We start from the raw sequence: 21,355 nt of genomic DNA, 5'->3' as shown, positions 1-21,355 counted from the left end.
TTCATGCTCAATTCACACATATAGCTCGTCACCAGCAGACAGTGAATGTATAACTGTTCCCGGTGACGGGCTATTTCTGAGCAAACCTTCTTTTAATCGGTCCGTCTCTGCCCGGTCAGCATGCACAAGGACCGTATGCCTTGCTGGAACCTGATGCAGCATCCGTTCAACATCCTTCCAGCCCTGATGTACTTTATAACGTATTTTCCGCACATCACACACGCCATACTTGTCAGGAACCCGTAGCAACTTATCAGCAAATGTACCATGAGCAACATGCCCGGTGAGCAGAATCAGATTCTCCTCCCTGTTCGATAATTGACTATAATACCAACGGGCAAGCGAGGACTGCATCATGCCGTCCGGAATGAACCATAGCGAAGCAGCATGATGTTCCAACAGTTGTTCCCGCTCCTGGGTGGTTGTAGGCAGATCCCATCCTCGTCCGGTCAGAAAGCCATCAATTTTGTCTTTCAACGAACTTCCGATGACATGCTTTCCCTTCTCCCTCAACCAATACGGAACATGCATAAGCTGCTTCACACCGTCCACCAGCCCTTGTTCCACTACGATTGGAATAGCCGGGAATTGTTGCTGTGCCCACAGTATGATCTCCTGTCCACGCCCTACGACAGGCATAGGTAAGAGCACCTTTCCACCTTGAGCAATCGTCTGGCGAATGGCTTGTTCCAGCTGTTCCAGTTTGTCAGCCTGTGTATCCTGGTCCGTACCGTAGGCCGCATCAACGATCGCCAGATCCACCACGACGGAAGATATTGGCGCAGCGTCTGCTACGTTTGCTCTGCCTGCTCTGCCTGCTCTGACTGCTCCATCTGCTCCATTGGATGTGAAATTTCTCTGCTTCATGGGTATCTCCATGGATACAAGTGTTCTTGACGACGCTTCTGATGCAACAGATGTCTGATCTGGTGACGTTATGAGTTCTCCAGCCTTTTGCCCACTGTTTATAGCAATTAGTTCCTCCGCGCCCCACTGTTCACTGCTCGGAGTATCGAACAACGTATCTTCACGAATCATGTTTTCCCGTAAGAACGCCTCCGCTGGATAATCCTCCTGTAAAAGCATCGATTCGGACGTATAGTCCCCGGAGTAGAAAATCCGCTTACCTTCCATTTCAACCCCAAACCATACCGATCCAGCCAGATGTCCACTGCGTCCCCACATCACTTTTACTTCAGGAATGGGTTCGAACCAGGTTTGGGATACAACCTGATCCTCCAGATACCGATAACGAATAGCTTGCTCATCTGCTTCATCATAAGGAAGTTCTTCCCCTACACGTTCTGCAAACCTTCGCCAGTTGGCAAAATACGTACGCAGCTGCGCCCTCGTCTCTCTCGTTGTCCACACTTCACCCTGGTAGCCCATCTTGTACAGCAAAGGGATGGCGACCGAATGGTCCTCATGGGCGTGGGACAACAAGACCGCATCCAGTTGCGGAACAATCTCCGGGTCAATCATCGGATACTCGCCCGTACCTTCTTTTTTCACACCACAATCCAGCAAAAGGCAAACATTGCTCCCGCTTAGGAGATAGGCGGAACGTCCATGTTCCCCTGCACCGCCCCATACGTTCAGTTTGATCATGATGCATTCCACTTTCTCTTTGAATTCAGCAGTTCGATTCCCAGCAGCATCAGCACCGTCATACCTACAGTCACCACGGCCATCGCCATTCCCAGTGATACCTGACCTTGTTCAAACTGGGCAAAAATATACGTAGCCGACGTCTGCATCGACGGTGGAAGAATCAATAACGATCCAACCAGTTCTCTTGTTGCAATCGTGAAGGTCATCATCCAGCCGGCCAACATGCCGGGTAGGATCAGCGGGATCAGGATACGCCGCAGAATGTACAGCGGCTTCCCGCCAAACACTTGCCCAGCTTGGAACAACGTTCCGTCAATCTGGGTAAAGCTCGATTTTACATACTGCACGGTGTAAGGCAAGAAGAGCACAACGTACGTGAGCACAACCATGCCATAGGTGTTATACAACGTGACTGGCATCCAGGGTGAGTTCCAGAATAGAATCAGACCCACGACCATCACGATACCCGGCACCGTATTAGGCAACAGACTGAACAAGTCAATCACACGCTGCATGAATGAAGATGATCTGCCGATCGCCAGCGCAAATCCAGTTCCGATAATAACAGCGACCGTTGAAGCCGCAAGGGATAGACCGAGACTGTTCCCGATGGCCTTCATGCTCACCGATCCCCAAGATAACAGCTCTTTGTAATGATCCAAGGTCAGATTATCAAATGCAATTCCCGATCCCCGTAACTTCATGGTCGAAGCGGCAATGATGGAGAAATACGGGATACCTATCGACAGGATCAACAGAATCGCAAGATACACCCCGCATAACAATCCTGCTCCGCCACGAAGAGAATATCGCTTCGAACGTTGCCCTTTGCCACCGACCAGACGATACGTGAACTTTCGACTCATGGCAGACTGCATATACCACATCACCAGACAGACGGACAACAGCACCGATGCCAGCGAAGTCGCCTTGCCGAAGTCAATCGGCCAACTGGAGATGTACTTATGGATCTCGGAGGTCATGACATAATAGCCAATCTTGCGCCCGAAGGTTGCCGGAGTTCCGAATTCCGCAATCGTTTTGACAAAGACCAGCATGATCCCCATGCCGTAGGACGACAACAATAAGGGTAAAATAATACGTCTGAAACGGTATCCTGCACGTGCACCGTGCACAGCTCCCGCTTCTTCGAGATTGCCACCGATGCGGATCAACGCATCTCGAAGCAGCAGATACAGGAACGGGAACAGGTGCAAGCTCATGATGAGCACCATGCCCCAGAAGCTGAAGAACAGCTCACTCCAGCCCGCAGATGAGGGCACCCATTGCTGCAGATATCCCCCTTTTTGCATAAACAGAATCCAGCCCATCGAACCGATATACGGCGGGGTCATGAACGGAATCATCAGGATTACATCGACCCAGCGATGCTCGCCCATTCGGGTCTTCGCCATCATCCAAGCCAGCGGTAGCGCCAGCAGCGTAGTTACCGCTACAACGCAGATGCCAAGCCAGACGGAATTCAGCAATACACCTGATAGATGATGACCGGTAATCGTGCGAATCGGAGCCATCCAATCCCACTGCCCGTCCGGATACACACTTTGCCAGAAGATCAGCAAGAGCGGTACGCCAATGCTTATGGTCAGCAGAAAGAGGGCCAGAATCACGCCCACTCTCCGAAAAATTCGGTTGTTGTCTATTCCAACAGGTTTCACTACGTTCACCTCACATGACTTTCCACAGACAGCAGGTATTCCTTTTGCCTAGTTGTCTCTATCCTTGTTCTTCTTACTTAAAAGTCTCGGAAAAACGTGCTGCTGTCTCTTCGCCATGTTCGCTCATCCAGTTCCAATCCACTTTAAGCTGTGGAATATCCTTCACATTGGCACGGTTAGTCGCTTCAATGTCTTCGCGGCCCGGAATCAGATAAGCATCTGCAACAAGCTTCTGTGCTTCATCGGACAACAGGTAGTCAATGAACGCTTTGGCATTTTCTACATTTGGACTGGATTTCAGAATCGCTGCCGGTCTTGGGCTGATTACCGTGCCTTCCTCAGGATATACGATATCCAGTGGTTCGCCTTTTGCCTTGGAGGAATACGCCATGTAGTCCACACCTGCTGCTACGATGCTTTTGGCACCCGTAATGACTGGATCAAGTGCTTCCTGATTGGCGCCTGCCATCGCTACACCATTGGCTTTATAGGCGCTCAGCAGATCCCATCCTTTTTCACCATTCGCACTCAGGTAGCCTGTGATGAAGTCGAGTGCTGAACCTGATAATGTAGGGTCGGGAATGTTTACTGCATCTTTCCACGCAGGCGTAGCCAGCTCTGCCCAACTTGTTGGGGGTGTAGATACCAGTTTGGTGTTATACACAATGCCCAGTGCGGAAGCACTGCTGCTAAAATAGTTGCCCTCTGCATCCGACCAGTCCTTGTTCAGCTTGTCTGCATTCGCTGCTTCAGGGTATGGCATAGTCAGTCCATCGGCTTTCAGAGCCTGTGCTGAAGGTAAAGAGGCCAGGATCACAACGTCTGCAACCGGATTGGATTTCTCAGCTTCCATACGAGCCAGAATTTTGCCTGTCGTTCCCTGGAACATCTCAACTTCGATCCCTGTTTTGTCTGTAAATCCGCTCACGATGTTATCCGCCAGCTTCTGTGGGCCAGCACTGTACAAGACCAACTTGCCACCAGCCGGTTTCGTTGTTTCCGCCGCTGCTGCCGTGCTACCTTCACCCGCGGGTTGTGCCGCGTTGCCTGTAGTTGTGTTGCCCGTACTACATCCGAACAAACTGATACTCATTACCGCTGTTAATAACAGCATTGCGCTCTTTTTTCGTGTGTTCATACCCAACATATTCGTCCATCTCCCCTGGTTTCTTATAAAAAGTGTGTACTCCTGCTTCCAACTGCGTGTTCGTTCAACAATCTAATATGCCACTGCGATCGCTTCGTTCTGCTTCATACTCGGGTGTTCATAACCGTCCATTCGGCATATCCGCTCAGGGGTTACATAGAGTTGCACCCGCTCCCCTACACGCACCCTTTGGTTCATATAAGCTGTCCATATGCCCAGCCCTTCCATCTGCACTCGTACTTCATATCGTTCACCTACATAGCTGACACTAAGTACCGTCCCCGGATAACACAGATCGTCATGACCTGTTTTGTTCCAGGTGACATGCTCTGGACGCACCATCGATTGATTAGGCGTGAGCCAGTTGGACTTTCCGATAAACGAAGCGACATACGGATCACTTGGCGCCGAGTAGATCGTTTCCGGGCTTCCCTTTTGCAATATCCGCCCCTTCTGCATCACCACAATCTCATCCGACATCGACATCGCTTCAATCTGATCATGTGTGACGTACAGCGCAGTCAATCCCATGTCCCGAACCAGTGACATCATCTCAATCCGCATCTCTTCCCGGAGTACAGCATCCAGTGCGCTCAGTGGTTCATCGAACAGGATCACACCAGGTCTGACCGCTACGGCTCTGGCAAAAGCAACCCGTTGCTGCTGTCCACCAGACAGCTGATGAGGATATCGATCTTCCATGCCTTGCAGGCGAACCATGCCAAGTGCTTCGTTCACCTTTTGCCGCAGATCAGATTTCTGTTTTCCGGCCTTGAGGCCAAACGCTACATTTTCGTATACGGTCATATGCGGCCATAATGCAAAATCCTGAAACACCATGCCCAGATTACGCTTGTGTGTTGGTATGTCAATCCGCTTCGCCGCAGAGTAGATACACTGACCATCTGCCCGAATCTCCCCCGCGTCAGGCTGTTCCAGCCCAGCCAACATGCGCAGCAGTGTTGTTTTGCCACAGCCGGATGGGCCGAGCAGGGTCGTGAACTTTCCATGTTCAAGCGTTAGATCTGTTGGCAGCAGTGCGGGTGTTTGATTAAATGATTTTTGAATTCCTGTCATCTCTAATTTCATAAGCATCCCTGCCTGTCTTCTGTTACTTGATCTCTTGCACTGTTCTCAGTCTAACGTCCGCTTTCGCGAGTTGTATCTCTTGTATGTAAAATTGGAATTAACTTTTTAGATGAATTCTGTTGATGTTCATAGATTAAATCTATAGTAGGTGATTAATGAAACTTTTCATTTTACGGAGAACCTAAATAGGTATGAGGAGTGTCGGGACATTGAATCTGATCAAATTGCAAATTGTTGAACTGATCGACAAGCATCATCACATGACAAGCGTGGCCGAGTTACTGGGGATCAAGCAACCCACCGTTACATTTCATATGAAGTCATTGGAGGAAGAGATGGGCGTGCGATTATTCGAATCGCGCAGTGGAAAGACCTTTTTAACCGAAGCCGGACAGGCTTTGCTCCACTATTCTGTAAAAATCAATGCTCTGACCCAAGAGGCAAGGCGGGTAGTGAAGGAATATGACAGTCTCTATCGCGGCACCCTGCACATTGGAGCAAGCTATGTACCGGCTACATATTTGCTGCCCACCATACTCAACACCTTTTCTCAGGAATTCCCGGGCATTCGTATTGTCTTATCCGTCAAACCATCACCTGTTATTCGCGAGATGCTGATTCGGCATCAGATTGATCTGGGGGTGATCTCTTCCGAGCCATTTGTTGGACCCGCCCTGCAAGCTGAGACGCTGTGTGAAGATGACTTAGTATTGATCTGTTCCCCACAACATGGGTTGGCCCAGAAGGATGCTTTAACACCAGATCATATCGCGCAGATTCCTTTTGCCTTACATGGCAATGAATCCAGTACACGGCGGCTAACCAATCAATGGCTTGCGCAACATGATATTCGTTTGCGGAGTACCGTGGAGATGGATTCCCTGGAAGCGATCAAACAGCTCGTATTAATCGGGGGGCATGTCTCATTCATGTCTCGGATGGCGGTACAGTGGGAGGAACAGCACGGGCTCATTCAAGTTCTTCCAATTCCGGGAGAGCAGGCACCGCGCCATATCTATACTGTACATAACAAGGATCGCCACCCTTCCGTTCAGGTAAACCGCTTCAAAGAAGTGCTGCGAGAGGTGAGTCACGGCTTCCCCATTTTCCATGGCTGATTGCCCTGATCCGCTATAAACTATCGTTTGCCATTCATCAAATCTATGCAGGGTTAACGCAATGTGCGCTTCCCTTTAATCGCTTTCATATATTCGGGCGATAAAGTGGGATTTGTACGTTAATCCAGATTAGGAGAGTGATTGGTTTTGAAAAAGTGGAAAAAGGTAACCGCCTCATTGATGCTGAGCATCGTAACATTGGGAAGTGGAATGACATTTCTGGGAGCACCCCAGGCTTCAGCTGCTGCCAATGCCGTTCCTGCTTATGAAGTAAAGTTTCTGGCCAAGCCGGAACTTGTATTGAATACAGATGGGACACCACGCAGTGAAGTGATCCAGACACTCGGCCTAAATTCCACGCCAAGAAATATTAACGTAGAGTACTTCGACACCAATGCTCTCGGATTGGATCAACAAGGATGGAACGTTCGTTTTCGCAAAAAGGATGACAAGAATAACTACGAATTGACTTATAAAAAACGCTACCCTGTAATCAATGGCGACATCAACGCAGCGCTGACTCTGGCTAACCAAGAGGGATTTGATAAATCGGATGATAACTACGAGGCTGAGATTGATTGGGGATACGGCAAACAGACGCTGAGCTTCTCCAACACCAAAAAAGTCGATACCAAAGCGACAGGAGTCCAACTTCCTTCGCAGCAAGAAGCCTTGAACATGTTACTGGACAAGCTTCCGGGCAAATTGAAAAACTGGTCTGCCTCCAACTGGGGCAAGCAGCAATTGACTCAATCCCGTGCATATGGTCCAATCACATTCCAACGATATGAAGGTACATGGAGTGGTCAAGAGCTTACACTCGAAGTATGGCCGATCCGTGACGCAGCAGGTACAGGTATTGAGAATATCGTAGAGGTTTCTTTCAAAACCGATGATGCTGTAGCCGTATCCGGACTCCGTACCCAACTGCTGCAATTACTGGAGAACAACAACTGGCTGATTCCTGCAGATGGCTTGAAAACACAGACGATTCTGGAAAGATACTAATCGCAAGCTCTAATTAAAAAGACAAGTTCCTCTTCCTGCGGACATCGTAGGAGAGGGGCTTGTCTTTTTTTGCGTAGTGAATTAAATGATCTGTTATTTAAGTAATTCTACGATTAACATCAGTTAAGATTTTCACTAATTATTCGCTCAACGGTTTAGATGATGGGAACTATGTATTGGCTATTTTCCAACTCGGTAACCTATTTCAATTCAAGTTATAGTGGAAAGTTACGCGGTTCAATGATTAGAATTCGCTATTTCATTTTCATATTATCATATGGACTTCTTATTTGAATGACAATATGCGATAATTGATAATTATTCTCAAATACATCATATGTAATGTTACTATTGCAAGTTAAGGAGGGATTCTGGTGACTTTGCAAGTCTTTCCACTGATATCTAACGGTGACCATACCCGTGACCTATATGCAAGATTCAAGACATCCGAAGTTCTCGATCAAGCGTCTTTTCTTGCCCCATTCGTATTAGCGGACTCACATCTTCTGCTCATCTGTACTGGCGGTGAAGCCGATATCCGTATTGGGCATAGGCTGAATCATGCCACACTCGGCAAGATGTATCTGATCCTGCCAGGAACAGCGATAGAATATACAACGGATGAGGTTCATCCTTTACAGGGCATCGCGATATATTTTGATATGTTGAAGCCTCTCTCCGACATCAATAAAGCTACTTCCGGATCTACTGTAATGGAGGTATACCAAAAAGGGTTACTTCGTTCGGCTTATGCCGATGAGTTACCGCATGAACTTTTTCAGGAATGTACCAAAATTGCTTCACAGCTCCATGAGTGTATCTCTGTACCTCAAGAAAATCGTCCATTTCGCATTCAGACTTTGATGCATGAATTGTTAACCCATGTGTATGCTCCTCCCAAAGAAAGTGCAATAGGAGATTCCGAACACACCTCTGCTTTGGATCAAACGCTTGAACTTATTGAGCTTGGATATGCTGAGCATCTTTCTCGGGAAGTTCTTGCCGGAGTGGCAGGCATGAGTGTATGGCACTATTCGCGGGTATTCAAAAACCGCACTGGCATCAGTCCCATGGAATACGTGAATAACATCCGCATGGACCGAGCCAAAGAGATGTTGCTCGTCCCCGGCCAAACCATCAAACATATCGCCTCACAGGTTGGTTTTCAGGACGAGTTTTACTTTAGTCGCAAATTCAAAAAATATGTTGGCGTGTCTCCCTCTACCTATCAACGGCAGAAACGCAGTAAAATTGCCACTCTCTCCTTCGGAACCACTGGCCATCTGCTGGCATTACAGATCATCCCCCATGCGGCATTGATCGATAACCGACGGGATCAACACAGGAATCTTTTTTTCTCCAATATCCCTTATCATCTGGGGCGTAGCAAACGAATGAATCCTCATATCTGGCAAACCAACGTTGAGTTGTTGATGCAAGCGAGCCCTGACCTCATACTCTGTAATGAGTACGAAGCCCATACGTTAAAAAGAACGCTGCAGCGAATTGCGCCTACCATCGTTATCCCATGGAAAGGATTGAGCTGGCGGGAACACTTCATACAAGTTGCCTCCATTGTGGGACAGCAACAAGATGCTCAGCAATGGTTGGAGCAGTACGATGACAAGGTAATCCAAGCCAAAGAGCAACTTACTCATTTAATCGGTAAGGACACGGTCTCCATTATTCATATCATGATGGGTCATCTGTTAATCTACGGGCGACGCAATGGGGGCGCTGTTCTATATAACGACCTGGGCGTGTCCCCTTCACACGATCTGCTTCCAGGGCAAGTCTATCGTGCATTGGATGAACAGGAGTTGCCTCAAATGGTTGGAGATCGCATGTTACTGATTGTGGACCAGGACTCAGAATCCCAGCAACGTTGGCATAAACTACAACATACTCAGCAATGGCAAGATTTGATGCCTGTGCAGAACCAACATGTATATCTGCTAGATGAAATGCCGTGGTTGGATTATTCACCATATGCTCATGATCAGATCATCGATGAAACCCTGAAACTTTTTGGTGGAACTCAGCACATTAATCCATGACCGGATAGCACAGAAGGCTATGTCTCCCCCAACATGAGACCGCTACAATATAAAGTGTACTGAGAATCAATATCATTAGAAACACAGGGGGATTATGATGTACAAACAGCAATATGTCAAAATAACGGGGATCCTGTTCATACTCGCGATGTTACTTGTTGCGTGTGGACAGACACCTGCAAGCACTTCGCAGCCATCTGCAGATGGCGTAAAATCAGCTGCGGGGACAGATGGGGACTCATCCACTGAATCAGCTACTAAGACCGTGGAGAGCGCCAGTGGCAGCAAAGAAATCCCGGCACATCCCGAACGGATTGTGTCCATTAATATGGAGGACATTCTCCTCTCCTTGGAGGTACCACTGGTACTTGCTACACCTATTGGTCGGCAAGATTACCTGAATGAGCAACTTGAAGCTCAAGGCGTGGATGTCGAACCCATCAATGAAAGTGTCAATTTTGAAGCTGTAGTCAGCGCCAATCCGGACCTCATTATTGCCAATGCCAGTTTGGATGCCAAAATTCTCGAACAACTCGAGAAGATCGCGCCTACGATCACTTATGATCGCCGTAATTGGCAGGAATCTATCGTGCAGGTAGCTACTGCGCTAGATATTGAAGAGCGGGCTGAACAGCTTTTACAAAAAAATAAAGACCAAGTAACTGAATCTCAGAAGCTCGCAGCCGATATCACCAAGACCAAACCTACAGCTGCATTCCTGCGCCTCGAAGAGAAGGATATGCGTTTGTTCTTCTCTTCCATTCCATCCACGCCATTTCCAGCTTCCAGTTATGTAGGAGCGGGTTATGAGGTTGGATTCACTCCCGATGCTCTCGTTACCAAACTCGAGGCAGAGAACCCGGATCGGATGAATGCCAGTATCTCGGTAGAACTTTTGCCTGAAATCAAAGCAGACTATCTGTTTATCGTGTCCATTAGCTCAGATGGGTCAGCTGAAGCGTTGCAAAAAACAAAAGATGAACTCAATGAAATCCAGCAACTCCAAGTATGGAAAAGCCTACCCGCTGTTCAAAATGGTCATGTCTATGTCCTCAATGCTAAGAAATGGCTCATTGACGGCCCTATTGCCGAATCGCTCAAACGTAATGAGATGCTCGAAGTTCTTGGACTACCTGCTCCATAATAGTAAACATACTTCTGTTTCATCCACAACAAACAAAAGGAGATCTACCGAAAATCCGGTGAATCTCCTTTTGTTTTAATATTTCAAATGGCCTCATTCAGTTCTGTTTCATGAAAAATCATTCTACATGCTTAACAGCTAAATGTATTTCATGTACACCTTTCTCATCCTGCAATTAATTAGGGATAGGTAATCATCAAAATCATATATAACTTTCCGGCTTTTAATATATTTTAAAATTTTGGGCTGTTTCAATCCCAAGTGCACTCTGGATAAACGTATTAGCCACTTTCTCTACAGGTACAGGATTAAATCCAATAAAGAAATCCTTATATTTTTCCGCAGACTCTACAAACAGATTAGGACTAACCGAATTCAAACGAATGCCTCTTGGTAACTCAAACGCTGCCGCTTTGGCAAACGAATCAATAGCCCCATTGACCATAGCACTTGATGCACCTTGCTCAATAGGGTGGTCTTGTATAATGCCACTGACCAGCGTGAAACTCCCCTTGTCGTTAATATAGTGCTGTCCAATCAATACGATATTGACCTGTCCAAGCAGTTTACCCTGCACACTAATCATATTGTTCTCAGGTGTCAGTTCTTCGAGTTTCGCATAATGGGTCTGGCCCGCCGCCACAATGACGTAATCAATATTTCTCACCGTTTCGAAGAGGGTTGTAATACTCTCTGTCGACGTCATATCCACCTGAACATCCCCGGATTGTCTACCTGCTGTAATAACCTCAACGGAATAATCTTTCAGTTTCGCAACAACGGCTTTACCTAATGTTCCGTTTCCACCAATGACCAGAGCTCTTTTCATTACTGTTTGTCCTCCTTTATAAATAAATACGGTTAATCAGATACGAATTGTTCTATTTATTTAAACAAAGATTCCATCCTTAATCAAATGACAATTGACCCTATTTTAAATAAATTACACTTATTCTTTTTAACACAAAAAAAGCCTTTGCTATAAGCAAAGGCTCTTCTATATGTTACTAAGAAGCGGGTGATGGGAATCGAACCCACGCTATTAGCTTGGAAGGCTAAAGTTCTACCATTGAACTACACCCGCAAATAAAAAAAATCGGGATGACACGATTTGAACATGCGACCCCCTGGTCCCAAACCAGGTGCTCTACCAAGCTGAGCTACATCCCGATACTTATGAGAATAATGGCGCGCCCTGAGAGATTCGAACTCCCGGCCTTTTGATTCGTAGTCAAACGCTCTATCCAGCTGAGCTAAGGGCGCAAATATTGGAGCGGAAGACGGGAATCGAACCCGCGACCCTCGCCTTGGCAAGGCGATGCTCTACCGCTGAGCCACTTCCGCAAAACATATGGTGCGGTCGAGAGGACTCGAACCTCCACGGGGGTTAGCCCACACGGACCTGAACCGTGCGCGTCTGCCAATTCCGCCACGACCGCAAAATATAATGGTGAGTCATGAAGGGCTCGAACCTTCGACACCCTGATTAAAAGTCAGGTGCTCTACCAACTGAGCTAATGACTCGTAATGAAATGGCTGGGGATATAGGATTTGAACCTATGCATGACGGAGTCAAAGTCCGTTGCCTTACCGCTTGGCTAATCCCCATTAAAAAATCATGGGGCGATCGAGGGGAATTGAACCCCCGAATGCCGGATCCACAAACCGGTGCGTTAACCACTTCGCCACGACCGCCATAGAGTAAGCCATTCATCCACTAAGAGAATCTTAGTATTAACAATTTTACTTGTAATATACATTCTATCACAAATTCAGATGTAAATACTAAAAATGGTGCCGGCGAGAGGACTTGAACCCCCAACCTACTGATTACAAGTCAGTTGCTCTACCAGTTGAGCTACACCGGCACGGTGTATATTTAATTAAAAAATGGCGGAACCGACGGGATTCGAACCCGCGATCTCCTGCGTGACAGGCAGGCATGTTAGGCCAACTACACCACGGTTCCAGATCACTTTCTCAAGGAAAGTATAATTGCGGGGGCAGGATTTGAACCTGCGGCCTTCGGGTTATGAGCCCGACGAGCTACCGGGCTGCTCCACCCCGCGTCGTTATAAAGTTATATGGTGGAGGCTGAGGGGATCGAACCCCCGACCCTCTGCTTGTAAGGCAGATGCTCTCCCAGCTGAGCTAAGCCTCCATAATATGACCCGTAGGGGATTCGAACCCCTGTTACCTCCGTGAAAGGGAGGTGTCTTAACCCCTTGACCAACGGGCCTTGCTAAAAAATATCTGGCGGAGAGAGAGGGATTCGAACCCTCGAGACGCTTGTGACGCCTACACGATTTCCAATCGTGCTCCTTCGGCCAGCTCGGACACCTCTCCATATGGCTCCCCGAACAGGGCTCGAACCTGTGACAACTCGATTAACAGTCGAGTGCTCTACCAACTGAGCTATCAGGGAATGGTGGAGCCAAGCGGGATCGAACCGCTGACCTCCTGCTTGCAAGGCAGGCGCTCTCCCAGCTGAGCTATGGCCCCATACACTGTGTATTTCTTGTTGTGGTCTTGCTATGGGCCCTGGTGGACTCGAACCACCGGCCTCACCCTTATCAGAGGTGCGCTCTAACCAACTGAGCTAAGGGCCCTAATATATATCCCTTATTCCTTGGCAAGGGGGGCAAAAAAAATACCCCAAAGGGAAATCGCTTGGCGGCGTCCTACTCTCCCAGGACCCTGCGGTCCAAGTACCATCGGCGCTAGAGGGCTTAACGGTCGTGTTCGGGATGGGTACGTGTGGAACCCCTCCGCCATCGCCACCAAACGCATAGCTTAGCTTACATTTCAGAGATCGTTCTCTGAAAACTAGATTCGAAACGAAACATGCGAATTACAACTTGCTAATTGGATAAGCCCTCGACCGATTAGTACTGGTCAGCTCCATGCATTGCTGCACTTCCACCCCCAGCCTATCTACCTCGTCGTCTTCAAGGGGTCTTACATACTGGGAAATCTCATCTTGAGGGGGGCTTCACGCTTAGATGCTTTCAGCGTTTATCCCGTCCGTACATAGCTACCCAGCGGTGCTCCTGGCGGAACAACTGGTACACCAGCGGTACGTCCATCCCGGTCCTCTCGTACTAAGGACAGCTCCTCTCAAATTTCCTACGCCCACGACAGATAGGGACCGAACTGTCTCACGACGTTCTGAACCCAGCTCGCGTACCGCTTTAATGGGCGAACAGCCCAACCCTTGGGACCTACTTCAGCCCCAGGATGCGATGAGCCGACATCGAGGTGCCAAACCTCCCCGTCGATGTGGACTCTTGGGGGAGATAAGCCTGTTATCCCCAGGGTAGCTTTTATCCGTTGAGCGATGGCCCTTCCATGCGGTACCACCGGATCACTAAGCCCGACTTTCGTCCCTGCTCGACTTGTAGGTCTCGCAGTCAAGCTCCCTTATGCCTTTGCACTCTTCGAATGATTTCCAACCATTCTGAGGGAACCTTTGGGCGCCTCCGTTACTCTTTAGGAGGCGACCGCCCCAGTCAAACTGCCCACCTGACACTGTCCCCGCACCGGATTACGGTACCAGGTTAGAACCTAGATACGATCAGGGTGGTATCCCAACGTTGCCTCCATGCAAGCTGGCGCTCACACTTCAAAGGCTCCCACCTATCCTGTACAGATCGTACCCAAATTCAATATCAAGCTGCAGTAAAGCTCCATGGGGTCTTTCCGTCTTGTCGCGGGTAACCTGCATCTTCACAGGTATTAAAATTTCACCGGATCTCTCGTTGAGACAGCGCCCAAGTCGTTACGCCATTCGTGCGGGTCAGAATTTACCTGACAAGGAATTTCGCTACCTTAGGACCGTTATAGTTACGGCCGCCGTTTACTGGGGCTTCGGTTCACAGCTTCGGATTGCTCCTAACCACTCCCCTTAACCTTCCAGCACCGGGCAGGCGTCAGCCCGTATACTTCGCCTTACGGCTTCGCACAGACCTGTGTTTTTGCTAAACAGTCGCTTGGGCCTTTTCACTGCGGCCCCCTCGTGCTATTCACACTACCGGGGCACCCCTTCTCCCGAAGTTACGGGGTCATTTTGCCGAGTTCCTTAACGAGAGTTCTTCCGCGCGCCTTAGAATACTCTTCTCGCCTACCTGTGTCGGTTTGCGGTACGGGCACCATCACCTGGCTAGAGGCTTTTCTTGGCAGTGTGAGATCATGACCTTCGCTACTATAATTTTCGCTCCCCATCACAGCTCAGCCTTACAATGTGCGGATTTGCCTACACATCAGCCTTACTGCTTAGACGGACATCCATCAGTCCGCGTCACTACCCTACTGCGTCCCCCCATTGCTCATAACGGCTTACGGTGGTACAGGAATTTCGACCTGTTGTCCTTCGACTACGCCTTTCGGCCTCGCCTTAGGTCCCGACTTACCCTGAGCGGACGAGCCTTCCTCAGGAACCCTTAGGCTTTCGGCGGATCAGATTCTCACTGATCTTTTCGTTACTCATACCGGCATTCTCACTTGTATAATGTCCAGCGCTCCTTACGGTACACCTTCAACCCTTATACAACGCTCCCCTACCCCTGATGCAAAGCATCAAGCCATAGCTTCGGTGGTGTGTTTAGCCCCGTTACATTTTCGGCGCAGAGTCACTCGACCAGTGAGCTATTACGCACTCTTTCAATGATGGCTGCTTCTAAGCCAACATCCTGGTTGTCTGTGCAACTCCACATCCTTTCCCACTTAACACACACTTGGGGACCTTAGCTGATGGTCTGGGCTGTTTCCCTTTTGACAATGGATCTTAGCACTCACTGTCTGACTCCCGGAAGTAAGTCTATGGCATTCGGAGTTTGACTGAGCTTGGTAACCCTTGCGGGCCCCGCACCCAATCAGTGCTCTACCTCCACGACTCTGTTTTCCGAGGCTAGCCCTAAAGCTATTTCGGGGAGAACCAGCTATCTCCGAGTTCGATTGGAATTTCTCCGCTACCCCCACCTCATCCCCGCATTTTTCAACATGCGTGGGTTCGGGCCTCCAGTGCGTGTTACCGCACCTTCACCCTGGACAGGGGTAGATCACCCGGTTTCGGGTCTACGTCCACGTACTAAGTCGCCCTATTCAGACTCGCTTTCGCTGCGGCTCCGGCTCTTCACCTTAACCTTGCACGGGAACGTAACTCGCCGGTTCATTCTACAAAAGGCACGCCATCACCCCTAAAACGGGCTCTGACTTTTTGTAAGCACACGGTTTCAGGTTCTATTTCACTCCCCTTCCGGGGTGCTTTTCACCTTTCCCTCACGGTACTGCTTCACTATCGGTCGCTAGGAAGTATTTAGCCTTGGCAGATGGTCCTGCCGGATTCATACGGGGTTTCACGTGCCCCGCACTACTCGGGATCCGTCTCGGAGGGAACAGACTTTCAACTACAGGGCTTTTACCTTCTTTGGCGGGCCTTTCCAGACCTCTTCGCTTAACCGGTTCCTTTGTAACTCCATGTGAGACGTCCCACAACCCCAAAGAGCAAGCTCTCTGGTTTGGGCTTCTCCGCGTTCGCTCGCCGCTACTGACGGAATCACTATTGTTTTCTCTTCCTCAGGGTACTTAGATGTTTCAGTTCCCCTGGTATGCCTCTACATAACCTATGTATTCAGTTATGAGTAACTGGAAATTACCCCAGCTGGGTTTCCCCATTCGGACACCCCCGGATCAAAGCTTGCTTACAGCTCCCCGAGGCAGTTTCGTTGTTCGCCACGTCCTTCATCGGCTCCTAGCGCCTAGGCATCCTCCGTGTGCTCTTAGTAGCTTAACCATTTTGTTCCGGTTTCGGTCGCTCGCTTCCCTTGTTTTGCTTGCGCAAAGCCAAAAGTCGCTCTCACCCGATACCCTCACAAAAGCAATTTAACTACCTTTATACACTTGACTTGTTTGCACAAGTTCAGCTTAAAGGAATGTTCTAATTCGCGTTTGTTTCGTTTCGATATCTAGTTTTCAAAGAACAAGCTCCATGCAAAAGCAAGCTGTTTGAGAGTTTGAGCTCTCAAAACTGAGCAACGAGTGAGTGTTTTGCAACTAAGCTGCGTATTTGAATGTTTCCGTTGCAGGAAACGATTCTCCATAGAAAGGAGGTGATCCAGCCGCACCTTCCGATACGGCTACCTTGTTACGACTTCACCCCAATCATCTATCCCACCTTCGGCGGCTGGCTCCTTGCGGTTACCCCACCGACTTCGGGTGTTATAAACTCTCGTGGTGTGACGGGCGGTGTGTACAAGACCCGGGAACGTATTCACCGCGGCATGCTGATCCGCGATTACTAGCAATTCCGACTTCATGCAGGCGAGTTGCAGCCTGCAATCCGAACTGAGACCGGCTTTGTTGGGATTGGCTCCATCTCGCGATTTCGCAGCCCGTTGTACCGGCCATTGTAGTACGTGTGTAGCCCAGGTCATAAGGGGCATGATGATTTGACGTCATCCCCACCTTCCTCCGGTTTGTCACCGGCAGTCTATCTAGAGTGCCCACCCGAAGTGCTGGCAACTAAATATAAGGGTTGCGCTCGTTGCGGGACTTAACCCAACATCTCACGACACGAGCTGACGACAACCATGCACCACCTGTCTTGAATGTTCCGAAGAAAAGGTACATCTCTGCACCGGTCATTCAGATGTCAAGACCTGGTAAGGTTCTTCGCGTTGCTTCGAATTAAACCACATACTCCACTGCTTGTGCGGGTCCCCGTCAATTCCTTTGAGTTTCAGTCTTGCGACCGTACTCCCCAGGCGGAGTGCTTAATGTGTTAACTTCGGCACCAAGGGTATCGAAACCCCTAACACCTAGCACTCATCGTTTACGGCGTGGACTACCAGGGTATCTAATCCTGTTTGCTCCCCACGCTTTCGCGCCTCAGCGTCAGTTACAGCCCAGAGAGTCGCCTTCGCCACTGGTGTTCCTCCACATATCTACGCATTTCACCGCTACACGTGGAATTCCACTCTCCTCTTCTGCACTCAAGTCACCCAGTTTCCAGTGCGATCCGGGGTTGAGCCCCGGGATTAAACACCAGACTTAAATGACCGCCTGCGCGCGCTTTACGCCCAATAATTCCGGACAACGCTTGCCCCCTACGTATTACCGCGGCTGCTGGCACGTAGTTAGCCGGGGCTTTCTTCTCAGGTACCGTCACCTTGAGAGCAGTTACTCTCCCAAGCGTTCTTCCCTGGCAACAGAGCTTTACGATCCGAAAACCTTCATCACTCACGCGGCATTGCTCCGTCAGGCTTTCGCCCATTGCGGAAGATTCCCTACTGCTGCCTCCCGTAGGAGTCTGGGCCGTGTCTCAGTCCCAGTGTGGCCGATCACCCTCTCAGGTCGGCTACGCATCGTCGCCTTGGTGAGCCGTTACCTCACCAACTAGCTAATGCGCCGCAGGCCCATCCCCAAGTGACAGATTGCTCCGTCTTTCCAGTTTCCTTCAGGCGAAGAAAACAATTATTCGGTATTAGCTACCGTTTCCGGTAGTTGTCCCAAACTTGAGGGCAGGTTGCCTACGTGTTACTCACCCGTCCGCCGCTAACCATCAGAGAAGCAAGCTTCTCTTCAAGTCCGCTCGACTTGCATGTATTAGGCATGCCGCCAGCGTTCGTCCTGAGCCAGGATCAAACTCTCCAATAAAGTATTGAAAAGAGCGATAAGCTCATTTTGAATCTGACGAGATTAAAAATCTCATTTGTGCTCCAGTCGATTCAAGCCAAGGCTCGTTTCAAACTTTCGCGTTCATTCTGCAAGCAGAATGTTTACTCACTCGTTGTTCAGTTTTCAAAGATCAAACTTATTTTGTTACCGAATTTTTTTCTCTTCAGCAACTCTTATATAATATCATGTCCGAACCAACTTTGCAAGCTCTTTTTTTAAGTTTCTTTCGAAGCTTATTTCATTCGCTTGCCGCACCGTGTAAACCGTGTTTTCTTGGCCGGAATTAGAATATATCATGTACAGATTTCAATTGCAAGTCTTTTTTCAAAAATGATAATCAACTCACATCATCAGCACAATATGTAATCTGACGCTCCTGTACATACAAATAACTCTCAGCATCCTTATTACGGTGCTTCTAATATACATGTCCATTAAACATAACCAGGGAAGCCACTTCAACTGCGATTGCAGTGAACAATTGATTGTGACTAGCCCTAGTTTTCGGAGGTCTCAGTTTTCTTTCCTTCTATAATAAATAAGAAAGTATATTCCTTAGGCTCAGCCTACATACTCCACATCACTTCTCAGTGCTTACAATATGCGCTTACCAAGTAACGAAGCGATCAGTTCCACACCAAGCCTTGCCGTATGTCTATTGTGATCAAACAACGGATTCACCTCAACCAGTTCCATCGACGTAACTTGATTTGTGGAAGCAAGTATCTCCAATGCATAATGTGCCTCTCGGTAATTCAGACCACCAGGTACTGGGGTGCCCACACCCGGAGCTTCCCGCGGATCCAGACAATCCATGTCGAAGCTGACATGAATACCATCTGTCCCTTTTCCCGCTGTAGCTATTGCTTCCTCAATAACTTGCTTTATTCCCATCCGGTCAATATCATGCATCGTAAATGCTCGGATTCCCAGCCCCTTAATCTGCTCTTTCTCATACTCATCCAGATCACGCAGACCAATATAGATCAAGTTGGACGGATCAATAAACGCGCCTGCTCCAGCAATGTGCGACAGATTGAATGCAGTATGCCCCAAGGATGCTGCCACACTCATCCCATGCATATTACCGGACAAGCTACGTTCTTCCGTATTCAAGTCTGCATGCGCATCAAACCAGATCACACCCAAATTCGAATAATGTGCTGTTAGCCCGGCAAAAGTACCAATCGCTACACTATGATCTCCCCCAAGCACAAGTGGAAAAGCCCCCTCCTCTACTGCACCTGATACTTCACTACACACCTTCTCACTGACCTGACGTACCTCATTTAAGTGTTTTACACGATTTCGCTCAATAGGGGCAGCAGGTTCAGAAGGACAATCTACCCGCACTTCTTTGGAAAGCACTAACCCCAGACTCGCAATCTCCCGCTTCAGTCCAGCTGTAATCAATTCATCAGGCCCCAACTCTGCTCCACCTCTTGCTCCACCAAGTCCAAAAGGAACCTTAATGATAGCAATATTACGCCGCACAGATGTTTGACTTGTATTAATAGAAGTATCTTTTATTCCACCATGGACATCATCATCATTTTTCATGTAGGTCAGCTCCCTCATTGGTGATCAACACCTGCTCAATTCTCTCCAGTGCCCAGTCAATCTCGGACTCTTTAATCGTCAGTGGTGGGGCAAATCGAATGGTTGTCTCATGGGTTTCTTTACACAGCAGTCCAGTAGACATCAACCGCTCACAATAAGGGCGGGCTGGTTCATGCAGTTCAACACCAATAAATAAACCTTTCCCCCGAATATCCCGTATGGCTGAACTGCGAATATCTCGAAGTCTTTTCATAAAATAGTTCCCCAGACGCTCCGATCGCTCAGCAAGCTTCTCATCTTCAAGAACATCCAGAGCTGCTACAGCCACGGCGCAAGCGAGTGGGTTACCCCCAAACGTAGAACCATGAGACCCCGGCTCAAACAAATCAAGTATCTCCGCATCAGCAGCGATAGCCGAGATGGGCATGACTCCTCCCCCCAGTGCTTTGCCCATAATCCAGATGTCTGGTTCAACCCCTTCCCAGTCGGAGGCAAAACGGCGGCCTGTTCTTCCGAATCCGGTCTGGATCTCATCAGATACAGTCAACACCTGCTGGCTCTTACACAGAGCAAAAGCTTCAGCCAAATATCCATCAGGCGGGATTACGATTCCAGCTTCGCCCTGAATAGGCTCTACAAGAAAACCAGCCGTATTTGGTGTAATGGCCTGCTTCAGCGCTTCAATATCTCCATAGGGAATAATCCGGAATCCAGGTGTGAACGGCCCAAAATCTTTTTTATACTCCGCTGAAGAAGAAAAAGAGGTAACCGTCAGAGTTCTTCCATGAAAGTTACCAGAGCATACGATAATCTCGGCTTGATTTTCCGGTACACCTTTGCAACGATAAGCCCATCTACGTACCACCTTCACCGCAGTCTCCACCGCTTCCGCTCCTGTATTCATGGCGAGAATCTTCGATTTCCCCGTGAATTGTGAGAGTTTCTGATAAAAAAGAGAAGCGGAGCTACTGTGGAATGCCCGTGATGTCAGCGTAACCTGATCTGCCTGATCCTTGAGCGCCTGTATGATCACAGGATGTCTATGACCATGATTCAATGCAGAGTATGCACTTAACATATCCATATAACGGCGGCCTTCAGGGTCCTCCACCCATACCCCTTCCGCCTGTTCAATAACAATAGGGAGCGGATGATAATTAGGTGCAGCATAACGCTCCGACCAATCAATTAACATTTTGGAATCTGACATACACACCCAACACCTTTCCAAAATATTGTATACAAAATACAATAACAATGTATGCGAT

Annotated in this window: 11 protein-coding genes, 17 tRNA genes and 3 rRNA genes; 4 read left to right on the top strand and 27 right to left on the bottom strand. The window is 48.6% G+C overall.

Features of this window, described 5'->3' with window-relative positions; genetic code table 11:
• Nucleotides 1-12: 12 nt before the first annotated feature.
• The 4 genes from MKY01_RS01800 to MKY01_RS01785 form a co-directional block, all read right to left on the bottom strand.
• On the bottom strand, nt 13-1,608 hold the full coding sequence (locus tag MKY01_RS01800) for an MBL fold metallo-hydrolase (protein ID WP_339285114.1): 1,596 nt from the start codon (nt 1,606-1,608) through the stop codon (nt 13-15).
• Nucleotides 1,605-3,290, bottom strand: a complete 1,686-nt coding sequence (locus MKY01_RS01795; protein ID WP_339285113.1) for an iron ABC transporter permease — start codon at nt 3,288-3,290, stop codon at nt 1,605-1,607. The genes MKY01_RS01800 and MKY01_RS01795 overlap by 4 nt, the downstream gene beginning before the upstream one ends.
• A 73-nt stretch (nt 3,291-3,363) precedes the next feature.
• Nucleotides 3,364-4,437, bottom strand: a complete 1,074-nt coding sequence (locus MKY01_RS01790) for an ABC transporter substrate-binding protein (RefSeq protein WP_339285111.1) — start codon at nt 4,435-4,437, stop codon at nt 3,364-3,366.
• 72 nt (nt 4,438-4,509) lie between these two features.
• Nucleotides 4,510-5,526, bottom strand: coding sequence for an ABC transporter ATP-binding protein (locus MKY01_RS01785; protein WP_127548097.1), 1,017 nt, complete (start codon nt 5,524-5,526; stop codon nt 4,510-4,512).
• A 209-nt stretch (nt 5,527-5,735) separates the two neighbouring features.
• On the opposite strand from MKY01_RS01785, the gene MKY01_RS01780 reads away from it, so the two are divergent.
• The 4 genes from MKY01_RS01780 to MKY01_RS01765 all read left to right on the top strand — a co-directional run bounded on the left by MKY01_RS01780 (nt 5,736) and on the right by MKY01_RS01765 (nt 10,853).
• Entirely contained in the window at nt 5,736-6,644 is a 909-nt protein-coding gene (locus tag MKY01_RS01780) for a LysR family transcriptional regulator (protein ID WP_076253950.1), read from the top strand.
• A gap of 147 nt (nt 6,645-6,791) precedes the next feature.
• Nucleotides 6,792-7,652 (top strand): hypothetical protein, encoded by an 861-nt coding sequence (locus MKY01_RS01775; protein WP_076319606.1) that lies wholly within the window; start codon nt 6,792-6,794, stop codon nt 7,650-7,652.
• A 374-nt stretch (nt 7,653-8,026) separates the two neighbouring features.
• Nucleotides 8,027-9,709, top strand: coding sequence for an AraC family transcriptional regulator (locus MKY01_RS01770; protein ID WP_282319656.1), 1,683 nt, complete (start codon nt 8,027-8,029; stop codon nt 9,707-9,709).
• Nucleotides 9,710-9,803: 94 nt separating this feature from the next.
• On the top strand, nt 9,804-10,853 hold the full coding sequence (locus MKY01_RS01765; protein ID WP_282319657.1) for an ABC transporter substrate-binding protein: 1,050 nt from the start codon (nt 9,804-9,806) through the stop codon (nt 10,851-10,853).
• Nucleotides 10,854-11,076: 223 nt separating this feature from the next.
• Here MKY01_RS01765 and MKY01_RS01760 read toward each other — a convergent pair whose 3' ends face one another.
• The 23 genes from MKY01_RS01760 to MKY01_RS01650 all read right to left on the bottom strand — a co-directional run bounded on the left by MKY01_RS01760 (nt 11,077) and on the right by MKY01_RS01650 (nt 21,297).
• Nucleotides 11,077-11,682, bottom strand: coding sequence for a short chain dehydrogenase (locus tag MKY01_RS01760; RefSeq protein ID WP_036672991.1), 606 nt, complete (start codon nt 11,680-11,682; stop codon nt 11,077-11,079).
• Between the two features lie 184 nt (nt 11,683-11,866).
• Nucleotides 11,867-11,937, bottom strand: a tRNA-Gly gene (locus MKY01_RS01755).
• A gap of 12 nt (nt 11,938-11,949) precedes the next feature.
• A tRNA-Pro gene (locus MKY01_RS01750) sits at nt 11,950-12,023 on the bottom strand.
• Nucleotides 12,024-12,039: 16 nt separating this feature from the next.
• A tRNA-Arg gene (locus MKY01_RS01745) sits at nt 12,040-12,116 on the bottom strand.
• Nucleotides 12,117-12,122: 6 nt separating this feature from the next.
• A tRNA-Gly gene (locus tag MKY01_RS01740) sits at nt 12,123-12,197 on the bottom strand.
• Nucleotides 12,198-12,205: 8 nt separating this feature from the next.
• Nucleotides 12,206-12,292, bottom strand: a tRNA-Leu gene (locus MKY01_RS01735).
• Nucleotides 12,293-12,301: 9 nt separating this feature from the next.
• Nucleotides 12,302-12,377 (bottom strand) — tRNA-Lys (locus tag MKY01_RS01730).
• Nucleotides 12,378-12,386: 9 nt separating this feature from the next.
• A tRNA-Gln gene (locus tag MKY01_RS01725) sits at nt 12,387-12,461 on the bottom strand.
• Between the two features lie 11 nt (nt 12,462-12,472).
• A tRNA-His gene (locus tag MKY01_RS01720) sits at nt 12,473-12,548 on the bottom strand.
• Nucleotides 12,549-12,645: 97 nt separating this feature from the next.
• Nucleotides 12,646-12,721, bottom strand: a tRNA-Thr gene (locus tag MKY01_RS01715).
• Between the two features lie 23 nt (nt 12,722-12,744).
• Nucleotides 12,745-12,822: transfer RNA gene (locus MKY01_RS01710), tRNA-Asp, on the bottom strand.
• 26 nt (nt 12,823-12,848) lie between these two features.
• Nucleotides 12,849-12,922: transfer RNA gene (locus MKY01_RS01705), tRNA-Met, on the bottom strand.
• A 16-nt stretch (nt 12,923-12,938) separates the two neighbouring features.
• Nucleotides 12,939-13,014 (bottom strand) — tRNA-Val (locus tag MKY01_RS01700).
• A gap of 6 nt (nt 13,015-13,020) precedes the next feature.
• A tRNA-Glu gene (locus MKY01_RS01695) sits at nt 13,021-13,092 on the bottom strand.
• Nucleotides 13,093-13,107: 15 nt separating this feature from the next.
• Nucleotides 13,108-13,199: transfer RNA gene (locus MKY01_RS01690), tRNA-Ser, on the bottom strand.
• Between the two features lie 3 nt (nt 13,200-13,202).
• Nucleotides 13,203-13,278, bottom strand: a tRNA-Asn gene (locus MKY01_RS01685).
• Between the two features lies 1 nt (nt 13,279).
• A tRNA-Ala gene (locus MKY01_RS01680) sits at nt 13,280-13,355 on the bottom strand.
• Between the two features lie 33 nt (nt 13,356-13,388).
• Nucleotides 13,389-13,462: transfer RNA gene (locus MKY01_RS01675), tRNA-Ile, on the bottom strand.
• 59 nt (nt 13,463-13,521) lie between these two features.
• Nucleotides 13,522-13,638, bottom strand: a 5S ribosomal RNA gene (gene rrf / locus MKY01_RS01670).
• A gap of 80 nt (nt 13,639-13,718) precedes the next feature.
• Nucleotides 13,719-16,644 (bottom strand): 23S ribosomal RNA (locus tag MKY01_RS01665).
• A 309-nt stretch (nt 16,645-16,953) separates the two neighbouring features.
• A 16S ribosomal RNA gene (locus MKY01_RS01660) occupies nt 16,954-18,506 on the bottom strand.
• Together the 16S, 23S and 5S rRNA genes with 17 tRNA genes alongside form the textbook arrangement of a ribosomal RNA operon.
• A gap of 615 nt (nt 18,507-19,121) precedes the next feature.
• The gene (rocF, locus tag MKY01_RS01655; protein ID WP_081745882.1) at nt 19,122-20,087 is read right to left on the bottom strand and encodes an arginase; all 966 of its coding nucleotides are present in this window, start codon (nt 20,085-20,087) and stop codon (nt 19,122-19,124) included.
• Entirely contained in the window at nt 20,077-21,297 is a 1,221-nt protein-coding gene (locus MKY01_RS01650; RefSeq protein WP_282319660.1) for an ornithine--oxo-acid transaminase, read from the bottom strand. Before MKY01_RS01650 ends, rocF begins: the two co-directional genes overlap by 11 nt.
• Nucleotides 21,298-21,355: the final 58 nt, after the last annotated feature.

The sequence above is a fragment of the Paenibacillus sp. FSL R5-0486 genome (genome assembly GCF_037975155.1).
Classification (GTDB): domain Bacteria; phylum Bacillota; class Bacilli; order Paenibacillales; family Paenibacillaceae; genus Paenibacillus; species Paenibacillus amylolyticus.
Note: the sequence above shows the minus strand (reverse complement) of the source record. Positions and strands in the feature narration are given on the sequence as shown.

Coding starts and splice junctions, on each gene's coding strand:
- MKY01_RS01800 (WP_339285114.1), bottom strand. CDS start 1,608: ATGATCAAACTGAACGTATGGGGCGGTGCAGGGGAACATGGACGTTCC.
- MKY01_RS01790 (WP_339285111.1), bottom strand. CDS start 4,437: ATGTTGGGTATGAACACACGAAAAAAGAGCGCAATGCTGTTATTAACA.
- MKY01_RS01785 (WP_127548097.1), bottom strand. CDS start 5,526: ATGAAATTAGAGATGACAGGAATTCAAAAATCATTTAATCAAACACCC.
- MKY01_RS01765 (WP_282319657.1), top strand. CDS start 9,804: ATGATGTACAAACAGCAATATGTCAAAATAACGGGGATCCTGTTCATA.
- MKY01_RS01760 (WP_036672991.1), bottom strand. CDS start 11,682: ATGAAAAGAGCTCTGGTCATTGGTGGAAACGGAACATTAGGTAAAGCC.
- rocF (WP_081745882.1), bottom strand. CDS start 20,087: ATGAAAAATGATGATGATGTCCATGGTGGAATAAAAGATACTTCTATT.
- MKY01_RS01650 (WP_282319660.1), bottom strand. CDS start 21,297: ATGTCAGATTCCAAAATGTTAATTGATTGGTCGGAGCGTTATGCTGCA.